The organism is Pleionea sp. CnH1-48 (genome assembly GCF_024124665.1).
GTDB lineage: Bacteria > Pseudomonadota > Gammaproteobacteria > Enterobacterales > Kangiellaceae > JAMXSB01.
In genome coordinates this window covers 358,239-371,188 of the sequence record NZ_JAMXSB010000004.1, presented here as the reverse complement: position 1 = coordinate 371,188, position 12,950 = coordinate 358,239, and the positions used below count along the sequence as shown (strand labels likewise).

The 12,950-nt window shown below is 40.5% G+C and carries 10 protein-coding genes; 2 read left to right on the top strand and 8 right to left on the bottom strand.

The annotated features are described in order from the left end of the window. Window positions 1-101: 101 nt before the first annotated feature. The 3 genes from NH399_RS08620 to NH399_RS08610 form a co-directional block, all read right to left on the bottom strand. Complete coding sequence (locus NH399_RS08620; RefSeq protein ID WP_253038910.1) at window positions 102-608, bottom strand: DUF6702 family protein; 507 nt, start codon at window positions 606-608, stop codon at window positions 102-104. Next, the gene (locus NH399_RS08615) at window positions 608-3,046 is read right to left on the bottom strand and encodes a M1 family metallopeptidase (protein ID WP_253038908.1); all 2,439 of its coding nucleotides are present in this window, start codon (window positions 3,044-3,046) and stop codon (window positions 608-610) included. Before NH399_RS08615 ends, NH399_RS08620 begins: the two co-directional genes overlap by 1 nt. 482 nt (window positions 3,047-3,528) lie before the next feature. Beyond that, complete coding sequence (locus NH399_RS08610; RefSeq protein ID WP_253038906.1) at window positions 3,529-4,728, bottom strand: hypothetical protein; 1,200 nt, start codon at window positions 4,726-4,728, stop codon at window positions 3,529-3,531. 399 nt (window positions 4,729-5,127) lie between these two features. Here NH399_RS08610 and NH399_RS08605 point away from each other — a divergent pair, with 399 nt between their 5' ends. After that, entirely contained in the window at window positions 5,128-5,556 is a 429-nt protein-coding gene (locus tag NH399_RS08605) for a GFA family protein (RefSeq protein WP_253038904.1), read from the top strand. Between the two features lie 95 nt (window positions 5,557-5,651). Here NH399_RS08605 and NH399_RS08600 read toward each other — a convergent pair whose 3' ends face one another. The 4 genes from NH399_RS08600 to NH399_RS08585 form a co-directional block, all read right to left on the bottom strand. Next, entirely contained in the window at window positions 5,652-6,263 is a 612-nt protein-coding gene (locus NH399_RS08600) for a hypothetical protein (protein WP_253038902.1), read from the bottom strand. A 458-nt stretch (window positions 6,264-6,721) separates the two neighbouring features. Beyond that, window positions 6,722-8,386, bottom strand: a complete 1,665-nt coding sequence (locus tag NH399_RS08595; protein ID WP_253038900.1) for a M56 family metallopeptidase — start codon at window positions 8,384-8,386, stop codon at window positions 6,722-6,724. Between the two features lie 2 nt (window positions 8,387-8,388). After that, window positions 8,389-8,763: a BlaI/MecI/CopY family transcriptional regulator gene (locus tag NH399_RS08590; RefSeq protein ID WP_253038898.1), complete on the bottom strand. Its 375-nt coding sequence runs from the start codon at window positions 8,761-8,763 to the stop codon at window positions 8,389-8,391. A 76-nt stretch (window positions 8,764-8,839) separates the two neighbouring features. Then, window positions 8,840-9,184: a hypothetical protein gene (locus NH399_RS08585; protein ID WP_253038896.1), complete on the bottom strand. Its 345-nt coding sequence runs from the start codon at window positions 9,182-9,184 to the stop codon at window positions 8,840-8,842. A gap of 240 nt (window positions 9,185-9,424) precedes the next feature. Here NH399_RS08585 and NH399_RS08580 point away from each other — a divergent pair, with 240 nt between their 5' ends. Further along, window positions 9,425-11,245: a winged helix-turn-helix domain-containing protein gene (locus NH399_RS08580; protein ID WP_253038894.1), complete on the top strand. Its 1,821-nt coding sequence runs from the start codon at window positions 9,425-9,427 to the stop codon at window positions 11,243-11,245. Between the two features lie 42 nt (window positions 11,246-11,287). Here the strand turns inward: NH399_RS08580 and NH399_RS08575 are convergent, their stop codons facing one another. Continuing rightward, complete coding sequence (locus NH399_RS08575; protein ID WP_253038890.1) at window positions 11,288-12,931, bottom strand: SUMF1/EgtB/PvdO family nonheme iron enzyme; 1,644 nt, start codon at window positions 12,929-12,931, stop codon at window positions 11,288-11,290. Window positions 12,932-12,950: the final 19 nt, after the last annotated feature.

The window sequence follows — 12,950 nt, the reverse complement described above, 5'->3', positions numbered from 1 at the left end:
ATAGTTTTTATTGCTCATTCCATTGTTAAAAACAGGGAGAGTTAAGTCCTTTACAATTAGTAACCGGGTAGCCTCTCCCTTTCACGCACTCTGACAGCCTATTAAAGTTTGATAACCTTGTTAGGCTGAGACGAAGTTAACTCAATAGACTTGATATCTCCTACTCCTTCAATATTGACGATGTTTCGCTGCGACGGCCAAATTTCCATAAGAGCATCGTAGTGAATTTCGAATTGTTTGAGAGTATCGGGGACGGACACTTCTTGATAAACCCAGAAGAATTTACCTTTTACCTCCTGCCCTAGATGTTTAAGAGATAAAACTTTTTCTTCGGTAGTTTTAATCGCGAAATGCTTAGTAACATAAGTCGCAAAAGCCGTTTGAACGTCTTTATCTTTCATCAAGTCTGCGGGCCCATTTACAATGCGCTTTACCGCATGCTCAGCATCGTGAATATAAAAGCGATGAGCAATTTCGATGTTGCCAGTGCGTTCATTAAATAAAATGGTTGAGATTGCTTGCTTTTGTTGGTGTGCTTGCGCCTGGCAAGCAACACCCATCAAAAAACAAAGAACCAACGCGATGTCGAGTCGTATTAATTTCATCATTACTTCTTATGCAACTTTTTAGTCGGTTTTTTCACCTTCGTTTTGATATCTTGCATGATGTCTCGATATTCCATCTGCTTTCTTTTCTTGTCTTTGAACGCTTCGATTCTGGATGGAATAAAACGACGTGGGTAAAAATTGTTTTCAATATCCACATCGGCTGTTTCCCACTGAGGATCTAAAGTCAGAGATTTGATTTTGCGATCAGTAACGATAAGTTTGCTCACAGCATGTGGTGAACGACGCCAGGTTTCTGCAGGGAAATGCATCAATTCTTTTTCGTCGTTATCGTAAGTCACTTCTAACAGAATTGGCATAACCAAACCGCCAAGGTTTGAAAAGTCGACAACATAATAGTTTTTGTCTTCTTTAATCGCACGAAGTAGCGCTTCTCGCTCTTTGTCTTTTAGGTCGGCCAAAAATTGCTGGTACTTGTTGCGCTCTTTATTGGTCACCGTAAAGCGATCATTTTTATCATGAAAGTCTTGAACATCTTTGTTTTTATCGATCCAAAGTTCTTTGCCTTCTGCCTTGTTTCTTTCTACAAAAAGTGAAGTCGGCTTGTCGAGTTCTTCTTGTCGTAGACGGTCGAAGTCAATGTCTGGGTTTTTAGTATCCAGGCGCAACTTGTAAACCTTGTCGATAGAAATATCTACATGATCCGTTGTATAGAACCAACCATGCCAGAACCAGTCTAGATCCACACCAGAAGCTTCTTCCATAGTACGGAAGAAATCAGCAGGTGTCGGACGTTTAAACATCCAACGCTGCGAAAACTCTTTTAAAGCAAAATCAAACAGCTCGCGACCTAATATAACTTCACGCAAAATATTCAATGCTGCAGCAGGCTTGGTGTAAGCATTAGGTCCTAGCTTAAGCACGCTATCAGACTGTGTCATGATAGGAACCTGAATGTCAGACTTCATATAATCAACGATGTCTCTAGGCTCTACACCCCAAGGAATATCAGGATCCCACTCTCGACCTGCAACACCATCGAGGAAACTGTTGATGCCTTCATCCATCCAGGTCCACTGACGTTCGTCAGAGTTCACTGTCATAGGGAAATAAATATGACCAATCTCATGAATAACAACACCGATTAAGAAGCGCTTTTCTGCCAGGGTATAAGTTCGAGAGCCATCTTTTTGCAAAGTGGTACGCGGGCCGTTAAAGGTGATCATGGGATATTCCATGCCACCAACTGGTCCATTAACACTTTGTGCAACAGGATAAGGATAATCGAAAGAATAGCGCGAATAGACTTCCATCGTATGAACAACGGCTTCCGTTGAATACTTCTTCCACAGATCGCCGCCCTCTTTAGGATAGAAGGACATGGCCATCACAAGCGGCGCAATGTCACCGCCCTGTTTGTAACCTTTTGCATCCCACATGAACTTACGAGAAGAAGCCCAGGCAAAATCACGAACATTGTCTGCTTTAAAAGTCCAGGTCTTGGTCTTTTTGGTGCCCGCTTTTTCGTTTTCTAAGGCTTCTTCTGCCGTGACGATAAAGACAGGACGCTTAGCGTTTTTAGCTTTCTCTAAACGGTCACGTTGCTTTTTGGTGAGAACGTCTTTGGGATTTTGTAAAACACCCGTCGATGAAACAATGTGATCCGCAGGCACGGTGATATTAACTTCGTAGTTACCAAACTCGAGAGTAAACTCACCACGACCTAAAAATTCTTTATTGTGCCAAGCTTCGTAGTCACTATACGCCTGTAGTCGAGGGAACCACTGCGCCAGTAAAAAGATATCATTGCCGCCTTTGCGCGCATCATCCGGAAAATGTTCGTAACCTGCACGAGCAGACACGGCATTCTCTTCTAAGATGTTGTAGGCGTACTCCATTTTGAATTGAGTTTGCTCGCCATGCTTTAAAGGCGTTGGCAAATCGATGCGCATTTGAGTGCCAACTACAGTGTATTTAAGAGCTTTGCCATTAAGGTCACTCACCGAGAGGATCTTGTAACCAGGCTCATTATCGGCAAGCCATTGCTGTCGACGTAATTGCGCAATGCTGATCCCAGCAGGTGAATTGCCTTTTACCTTTTTAGTCGAAGGACCACGGCGGCCAAGACCACCAAACTCTACAGAGCGCTCGGCCAGAGAATCCGCCTTGAATCGGTTTTGATCAAGTTGTAACCATAGATATCTAAGTGAATAAGGAGAGTTGTTGTGGTAGGTAATCCACTGTTCCGCTTTTAAAGCGCGTTTTTTTTCGTTTAAAGTAACGTTGATTTTATAATCGACTTGTTGCTGCCAATAAGCCACGCCAGGCTCTCCGGCGGCATTACGATAACGATTTGGAGTGGGTAAGATTTCATCTAGCTGTCGAAACTTATCAATGAAATCCCCTTTTGTCTGAACAACACCAGACGCTTGAGCAAAAGCCGAAATAGTACAAAATATCAGCAGGATTAATTTATTCAATCTTATATACCTCTAATACTTACCTAGTTAGTAACCAGTTCATTTTTGTTTGATGGCATCATACCCTAAGTAAGCAACCGATTTAAAAAAAAGTAGTGTGCAACGCAGCACCCAATCGAGCGACGATAATCTCCCTAAAAGGAGGTAGATGGCGCTGCACACTAATCTCTCAACCTTTATTTTTCGATATAAATCGTTAGATTTGGATAACTTAACATCAATCAGGGAAAAATGATACACAATATCATTTTAATTAAGAATAGTTATAAGGCAGTTAAATGTTTCAGCATTTTTCTGAGCTGAATGTCTATTCCGTACTGTGTTCAGGAAAAGACTTGAAGGTATTGAGTTAAATCTGAAGCGCACGATTAGGCTGAATGCCAATAGATAAATACAAAAAGCCATGATAGCCAGAACCAGAGCCGTTCCATCATTGGCTCTGGTTCTGAACACTTTGACTGAAGTCTAGTCTACGGCCCGACTTATTCGGCTTTATTGGGTGAATTAAAGTCGGCTAATACTTCGTTATTTGCGGCAACTATTAAGGAATTGATTTGCCTCATGTCGAAGAAGTTTTCTACTTTTAAGTCTACTTTATCGAATATCCCCTCTTTATTCAGTAAAACATAAAGCTTGTGGTTTTTGGTATCTTGAACAATAAGATCCTTATAGTAATCACTATTCATATCGAGTTTGTGGACCAAGATGTTCCCTGTTTTGATATTAATACCTAAGTCAGCAAGAGCACTTAAGTCTGCATCAACACCGCTTTGGGGCTGCATTTTTGCGAGAACAGGAGCTTGTTTGGGTATTTCACAAGGAAACGGAAGAGGATCGCCTTTTCTTCCGCAGTTGTCCTCATATTTTGGAACATAAAGCAATTTAGTTGCGTGAGTATCATTGCCACTGCATGTCAGTGTATAAAGTTTAGAGCTGTATCGAGTATCTACAGAGTATCGAACCTCATTAAGATCGACCCCAACACTTTGATTACCCGTTGCCAACGAACAGCTTGCCGTGTGTATCGAGTTCCAACTTAAATTCGCAAATCCATTAATGTTATCGTTATTAGAAAAGTGCAGAATTTTCGCTGCTACAGGAGGTCCTACAAAGACCTTTTTCTTCTTAAAGGTGTTGCCGCCTGATCCATCACAGTCAACCTCAATATAAGTGATCCCCTGTGTTTTATAAGTGACTTCATAAGTAGCGGAAGGACCTGTAAAGGTTTTGGTAAACCCAGGTCTTGAAACAATCACTTTGCAGGAATCATGATATTTTGCGCTCACTTCAAGAATGTTTTTCTGATTGACCGGGACAACAGAAGGAAACTTAATCGTTATCTCTGGTTTAGGTTCATTAACTGTAAGTGTTGCTGATGATTCTTTGGTAAAAAACTGATTAGGATGTTTATAACTGACACAACTCACCTTGGCGACCGTGGACTCCGTAGCGGTAAAGGTATGACTTCCCGTGTTGCCACCACGAATGGGAGCTCCTGGTATACCTGTAGCGGTACAACTGTATGGACGAACCTCTACAAAACCCCAGGAAAGTGTCACCGAATCTCCGTAGTCAACCGTTGATGAAGAGAATCTAGCAAATTCTTCGCTTTGGGCGCTTACCGAAGATAACCCCAGAAGTACCAGACTCATTAACATGCTAGTGCTTCGCCTTATTTTCATTGTCTTTTCCTCTTTTAGTAATGATGCATAATGCGCAAAGAACCTTTCGTTTTGAGGGAACCCGTTTTTTTAACTTATGAACCTTGTGAGTTTTCTGAATTTCTATTCCTTTAGAAGTAAGCGTATAAACGGCTCTCTCAACATACCAAAATGTTCAAAGCAAATTCATGCTAGTACCAATCGTGTCATTAGAGGTATAACCAGGCTGACAAAAACTATAACGTTTTCGCCAATCCACCGATCTTTCAATGCTAAATCCTATTTAGCCTCTCAATTGAGCCTGATTCCGGATAAAATTCAGACATTCATCTCATTTACGGTTAAAGGCCGAGCAAAGTAGTGTTAGAGAGCATTCCGTAGTAGATTACTGAGTAGACATGATTGATAAGGAAACATCTGATGCAAAATGACATGACTTCTACTGGTGGTTGTCTATGCGGCGCAGTGAGATATGAAGTAAAAGGCCCTCTTAGAGACGTTGTAAACTGCCACTGCAGCATGTGCCAAAAGTTACACGGTAACTTTGGCCCTCACACCAAAGCACGAAAGGTTAATATTAAGATCACTCAATCTGAGGGGCTCGCCTGGTACGCAACATCAGATATTGCGCGCCGAGGATTCTGCTCTCAATGTGGATCAGGCCTGTTTTGGGAACCCTTTGAACTCGACGCTACAGGTATTATTGCCGGAACTCTGGATCAACCGACTCAGCTAAAAACCATGGGTCATATTTTTGTTGGTGAAAAATGTGACTTTTATGAGATCACTGATGAGTACCCTCAATATGAGCAATCTTCTAATGGTGAGTTGGTCAATGATTATAAATAATACAGTGAACAGATTGGCTACGCAGTTTGTCTAAGTGAAGAGGTAATGCCGGCTTCTAACTTAAGAAGCCGAACATGCAAAGCTTAAAATAATAATTATCGCGCCATCTTTTCTATGAGAGAAGAATAAAAGGAACTTAGCGCATATACATCTTTGATATTGTTTGTTTTGGTATGAAAGTGAAGGTCCAACTTATTCTTCAACCGCGTGCTACACATTACGGTCGATTCCAGTTTGCTGCATGTGCCTACAACTGATTTAATACTCTCATCGTTTTTACTTCCATGCTTAACCAAATACCATGTATTTCGATGAATTTCATAAAGATATACATTATTTTTCTCGTCAACGAGTTGGGCTTTCCTATTATATTGAGCGATTGTTTTTTTGATTCCCTTCAGTTGCTTAGCATCTTCTGTACATGAATCGCTTAACAATACAGGAAAGTCTTTTGAACTAGGCAGGTATTCTTTAGAAATCTTAAGGTGAGCCTGTGCTTCTTGAGAAAAATCCAATGCAATAGAGCCCGCCTTAGAAGAGTAGCAAAGTGTGTCCTTTAACTGAGTTGATGAAGTTTCTGTAACAAGATTATCGATCGGAACAGACAACTTAATACCTGACAGCTCAACATTTTTTGTTTTGCCACTTCCTTCAACCGGTAGAATAAAAGTCGAAGCTAAAAGAGCAGTTATTATTAGTTTTTTCATTATACTTTCCATTAGATATTTAATATCGTGGTTAGAAAACCTCATAAAATCAAAGCTTACTACTGCCAATTTGAATAAGTTATAAATGACTATCTCAAGGTTACATGCACGACCAAGTTAACACAAGTAAGCTGTTTAGACACACCATATAGTAATATTCTAAAATGTCCATGGACTAGTACGCATTTACATAGAAAATTCTAGTATAAAACGGTCTCAGTAATGGCGTCGCCAACAATCCGAAATTAAAAACCAGGCAGATTCTACGAACACGTTGATGGTCTGGATAAAGCTCTCAATTTGCAGCTAGTACAATCCAAGGCATCAATATCGCCTTCTTCAAACAGCTCTTATGAACTCAAAAGTTAAGTTTTAGTAGGTAACAAGAACAAAGGCTGGAGTGTTAATGCTCCAGCTCCAAGATTGAAAACATTCCCAAATACAGTGAAACGATCTGGTTACTCTAACCTCTCTATTTCCTTATTTATTTCTGCTGCCATCTCGTCCAGTTGAGCGATTAAGTTTTCAACACTTTTAACGATTTCATGTTCGCCGCTTTGTTTTTTCTTATTCAGTAAAGCGATATTGTCTCTTTTCTTACTTTCGATATCTCTTAGCTCGACTTTAAGTTCTCTAAGCATTTTTTCTTTTAGATAGCTTTCTTTTGAGTCTTTGCCTCCTGAGCCCAGCGTAAACTCCATGGTGTATATCAAGTCTGTTGAGATCTCTAAAGGACCTCTAAAAGTCCATTGTTTGACTGCATGTAGAGCCGGAGTATCGAAGACACCTTTGGGCTTTGACTCGGTAATTTCTATATTTATTGGATGGCCTTTATCTGACAAATCAAACTTAAATTGAACTGAGCCTTCTACACCACTTTTCGCTGCCTCGCGCGGGTATGCAGGATTAACCACTGTGACCGGAATCGCATTCCTAGGTAGTTTAAAATCTAATGTATAAACTAGTCCTGTTTTCGCATGTTTCGACACATCAAATGTCCATTGATTAAATGCATTTGAAGCATCTTTATCGAATACTCCTTCAGGCACTGACTCTAAGATTTTAATGTTTACCGGCTTTCCTTCGTTAGTTAAATCAAATTGAAACTTAATCTTTCCTTCTATACCTGCTTTTGCTGCTTTGATGGGATAACGAGGGTAAACAAAGTTGAGTGGTTCCGCTTCTAAAGCTGAATGCGAGCTTTTTGCAACGATAATGCTTGCGTATCCAATTGAAGTAAAAGCAAATATTGCTACAATCCACTTATGCCAGAATTTATTTCGATTTTTTCCTATCATTTTGATCCTCTCTTTGATTAAAAACACATAGTTCCATTGACTTAATAATGTTGTTTTACTTTGCGCCACCGCTTCATCTAGCAGCGCACTCGCGTATTGTTTTGGAGAAATCGTTTGAGAACTGCTTAATACACCCAGGTCACATGACATTTCCTGATCGGCTTCGAAGTACTTATCAGCTACATAAATTAGTGGGTTGAACCAAAACAGGCATCTAACGAAGTTTCGAACTTGATTGATTTGGTGATCACGCCGTTTCAAATGATAAAGTTCATGGCTAAGGATAATTTCTTGCTGTTTATCAGATAAGTTTGAGAATCCCGTTGGTAAGATGATAAATGCCTTTATGCACCCAAAAACTGCTGGAGAATTAACTAAAGGAGTTTCGACAAACTTGAATTTTGTGTCAGCCTGAATAAGAGCATTCTTAAGCTGATTATTTGAAGGAGTAAAATTAGACTCCACTAGTGAATGAGATAATTTTATGTAGCGCGCAATATAAGAGCTGAAAGTAAAGATGAATCCTATACACCAAACAAGCATCAGCCAGCTAAACATATCAATGGAATAATTTTGTAATACAGGCTCCAGTTTAGGTAAAGAAACCTCGGGACTTAAATAGACAGTCAGTGTGTTTGCAGCTTCAACCTGACTAAAGTCATAGTTTGGCAGTAGCAGAAATACTGGAACTGCTAGCCATAATTGATATGCAATTCCGACATTCATTTTCTTTAGAATTAAGGGACGAATTAGCAAAATAGCTATCAACACAAACGAAAGCCCTACTACTTTTGCATAAATTAACTCAACGATTTCATTCGACATCGTTACTCTCCCTTCTTATTATCCAGTTGATTCACCAGACTTTTTAATTCCTTGATGTCATCCTGTGAAAGCTTTTCTGACTTCGCAAACGCCGCAATTAATGACTTTACGTTGCCCTTAAACACCCGTTCGACAAAACTATCACTGGCTTCTTCAACATATTCACTTTCTGCCATTTGTGGGAAATACAGGTATTGACGTCCCTGTTTCTCGAATCCGATGACTTCCTTTTTTAGCAAACGATTGATCAGAGTTTTAACGGTTTTATCCTGCCACTCCAAAGATTTATCCAGCTTGTCGATGATATCTTTAGCGGTTAAAGGTGATGACTTCCATAGCACATCCATGATGTATTTTTCTGAATCGCTGATTTTCATTGCGGCCTTTCCTTATCGATTACAAGCGTAAACACAGATTTAGTATTACACTTGTAATCAAATAAAGCAAAGCTTTTTAAAACTTTATTTCGACCGTCAGCAACCCCGCTATTGAGACAAAGCTAAAATGATGGCTACCATCCAATAATTTAATAAGTCCTTCTCTGCTGCCCGATAAAGGTGGTAGACCAAACCGAATGCACTCTATCTCTGATACACTAATGGTTAAGTTGGCTTGCTTCACTCGAACAATGGAATCGCCATTGAAATGCCAGTAATCGTATTTACTCCAAATATACGCTTTGATGACAACATAGGTGATGGCGATAACAACGGCCAAAGAAACAGCAAGGAATATTCCTAAAACTTTTTCTGCGAGCAGAAGATAGAAGACAGAAACCCGTGGGCAAATGTAACCCAATAGTCGCTAATAGGTCTTTATGAAATCAATGATAACTCTCCTGACTACCAAATTCATTTCCAATATAGAGTGCGCTGTAATACTCATAAACATCGATAACCCACAACATTCCCATACGACCTCAACATTCGCTAAACGTCTTGTTACCCTTCATTTTTCTACTCTTGTACCTTCACTTTGGCTTCACAGCCTTTTCAGTTAAAATCTTACTATCAACCATCGCATACCAGAAGTCGTTCCATGGAAATTAGATTTGCAGATTATCGCTTTTTACGAGAAGAGCTCGTCTTGTACAAAAACGACGAGCTGATTCCACTTAAGCGGAATCAGGCACTTTTATTAGACTTCTTTTTATCCAGCCCAGATAAGATCCATAGTAAAGAAGCCATCATAAACTGCGTTTGGCAAGATAAAGTCGTCTCTGAACAGGTTGTTTTTCAGACAATCAGCCAACTAAGAAGTGTGTTTGGAGATGCGGCTATTCGGACTTTCTCCAAAAAGGGCTATCAGTGGCAGCTCCCTATTCTACCAACCGACCCCATAAGCGATAGCGCCAGTGCTTCAGAAAAGGAACAGATGGCCAATCGTCAAAACACTTCAAACAAGTTTAAATATTTAATAGTATCGACTGCCATCGCAGCAAGTCTGCTGATGGGACTTGCCTTTCACTATACCGATCAATCCTCGAAAAAGGATCAGGCTTCTCTTTATACTTTTGAGGATAAAGAACCATCGGAAGAAAGCTTCAGTGCTATCTTTAAACAGGCCCTTAAACAAACCACTGCTTTTTCAGCCAAGATTGCGAAAACCGATCACCGACTAACATCAAGGCAGTCTTTTTTGACGCCTAAACTAAGCTGGCAGCAAGCCCGCTTAGATGCTCAGGATTGGTTGTTCTGGGGCAAGACCTATTCTTCGGATAAAGGCACCTTCATACACTTTGGTTTGTCACGAAATAACATTCATTGGCAAAGTTATCTATTTGCGAAAGATACTCATAGGTTAGCAAAGGTATTAGCAGAAAGATTAAACCAATTAGAACAGCTAGGGTTGTTTAGCCACTCTATGGCCGAACTAGATATCAACCAGCTTCTGTCTATGAACAAGAAGGCTCCCAGTGATCCTGATGTGTTGTTATTACTTGCCGATCATTACATTAATATTCAGCACTTTGATGTGGCGTTAACCTATTTACAGCGTTTACTCCACTTAGACTCATCCTATGCTTCGAGTGCTTATCAAGCAAAAGCTCACTGGCATATTGGAAAAATCTACAAGATGCGCCAGCAGTTTGAACAGGCAACCAACAGTCTGAACACCATGTCAGCTATTTTGGCTAACACGCCTTTGTGGGCTTTAAGTTTCGAAAACATCAAAACTAACGCCTGGCTTAATTACGAACAAAGTGACTACGATGCTGTGTTTGATGTTTTGGAACAAGGCCTTGCTCTCGGAAAGAAACAAGCGGACCCACTAACGCTGTTCGAACTACACATTTTATATTCTATCTTATCTCAAAAAACCTTTAACGATGAAAAGAAATATCAACATTTGAGTGATGCGCAATCTCTGTTATTAAAGCACGATCTCGATGACTCAAATTTTGCCGTGATCTACTATCATTTTGCTCTATTCGCTAGTGATAAGGCAAAGGCAATTCCTTATCTCGAACGTATATTGGCTCTTCCAAGAACTGCGGATAACTATTGGATACAAGATAGTGCTTTCGAAAAGCTCGTTATTTATTATACTGAACGACAAGACTTTTCTACCGCTCTTGGTTTATTTAAAGAGCCAACGATAAGTGCAAAAAAATTAGTACTAAAAGCTAAAGTTCATCTTGCAGATAATAGCAATAGCAAAATCGCACAACCACTGCTTCAAAAAGCATTTGAGCAGGCACGATTAGAATATAATATTCATACAGGTCTGGAAGCGGCACTTCTGCTCTATCGTTTATCAAACGACCCTAAAGTTCGCGCCGAGTATATGGCCTACATTGAAAGCAATGCAAAACCAATCTGGCTAGAGAAACATAACGTTATACTTGCCGACAATTAAAGTCACTTAGTTTAGTAGAAGCTAAGTGACTTTCTGAGAGTATCAAGAATTGATCTCTAACCAATCAATAGAAAACGACACCTGATTGGCTGCGCGAATTTCTAGAGGAGCGTCGCTTTTAATGAGTGATGCATCCGTTTCCAGTTCAACAAAACCACTCTCTTTACCCGTAGACAATCTGGCAAGCAAATGATGACCCTGCCATACTTCGAGCTTCGCTTCGTCACCACCAGGTTTAACACGCATCTTTAAACGAGCCTTACCTTCATAATGACTATTGAAATCAAACTTAATCCAGGCGGGTAAAAATGGCACTCGTTCTTCTGGGTAATGCCTGATATTTGATACAAACCGAACAATCTGCTCGCCTGACTTCTTATTCGAGTTGTTAGCAGGAAATCCTACTCGAGTGTGGCGATGAGATCGATACTGCTCGGCCTGAATTCGCTCTCCAAGGGTAAAGATCTTGTGTTTGCCGATAGATGCTTCATTGCTCGCCAGACTTTCGCCATATTTTGAATGAACGAAAACCTGATAGCTCGCAGCCCCATTTGCTTCCAGCTGATCTATAAACCGAGGAGTTGTTAAACCCTCGGCTATTTTTTGCATCTTCCGACTAAGCTTTCCTTTTGGATCAAGATAACTGCGGTAAACAGAGTAAGTCGTATTTTGATTCATGGAAGGATTCCAGACTAACTCAACCTTATCATTATCCAAAAGCTCGGCTCTTAAGCCCGATGATGGCTCGGGAATTAACTTGTTTTTGTTGTGAATGAGCCTCGCCGCTTTTTGTGCCAGAGATAAATTCTTTGAAAAAGCCAGTGTTGCAGCAGACACTGGCGGAGTTTTGTTCGTCTCTAGTACCAGGCGAAACCCTTCGAGACCGCCATTAAAATCGGTGGCTATGGTAGCAGGAACATGAACACTGCGGGCTTGCCAATGCCAGGCCTCTCCCCCAACGTTATATTCGATACAGTGGTTGGGTTCTTTGGTCTGCTTTTTCACACAGGTTTGCAAGAACTCTCGAACATTGCCCATCAAATCATGAAAGCCAAATAAATTGGGGCGATACATACCAACCACAGTATGATAAATAGCACCATCGTTACATCGAGCACTCTGTTCGTGACGCTCATTATGATCTCGAATCAGACCTGCTAAGTTGGCTACGTCTTCAATATTTTCGTACTCGCAAATTTCACTTTGATTATAATCCTCTCCAAAAGCAAAGCGACTTGCCTTACCTTCTGAGGCCGCAAAATGCCATTCCTTATATTCCGCTAAACGATAAGACTTTCCTGTGGTTTTGGATAACCAATTCGCATAAGCTATAGCGCCTTTAACGCCAATACAAACGACAGGCTTGTAGTAATTATCGACCAGATCCGGATGGTCCCAGCGCCCTTTGGGTTCCGCAGGCAACTGAGAGGCACTGTATTGGTGACACTTGTCGACTACCTGATAACCAGTGGCATTGATGAAGCGGATAAATTCTGCAACCGTGACTTCGTACTTCCCCATGTAAATATCGATATCTTTACCTTGATTGACGAGGGGCAGCAGTAGTGGCTCAATTGGAATGATTTTTTTGTCGGATGTAACTTCATGAGTAGCTAAATCGCCAGCCCATAGGTTGGTGATGAAGCCTACAAAGAAGATAAGTAACAGGTCTTTCCTAAATAACATGATTTATAACTCTCGTTAG

Coding starts and splice junctions, on each gene's coding strand:
- NH399_RS08620 (WP_253038910.1), bottom strand. CDS start 608: ATGATGAAATTAATACGACTCGACATCGCGTTGGTTCTTTGTTTTTTG.
- NH399_RS08610 (WP_253038906.1), bottom strand. CDS start 4,728: ATGAAAATAAGGCGAAGCACTAGCATGTTAATGAGTCTGGTACTTCTG.
- NH399_RS08605 (WP_253038904.1), top strand. CDS start 5,128: ATGCAAAATGACATGACTTCTACTGGTGGTTGTCTATGCGGCGCAGTG.
- NH399_RS08600 (WP_253038902.1), bottom strand. CDS start 6,263: ATGAAAAAACTAATAATAACTGCTCTTTTAGCTTCGACTTTTATTCTA.
- NH399_RS08595 (WP_253038900.1), bottom strand. CDS start 8,386: ATGTCGAATGAAATCGTTGAGTTAATTTATGCAAAAGTAGTAGGGCTT.
- NH399_RS08590 (WP_253038898.1), bottom strand. CDS start 8,763: ATGAAAATCAGCGATTCAGAAAAATACATCATGGATGTGCTATGGAAG.
- NH399_RS08580 (WP_253038894.1), top strand. CDS start 9,425: ATGGAAATTAGATTTGCAGATTATCGCTTTTTACGAGAAGAGCTCGTC.
- NH399_RS08575 (WP_253038890.1), bottom strand. CDS start 12,931: ATGTTATTTAGGAAAGACCTGTTACTTATCTTCTTTGTAGGCTTCATC.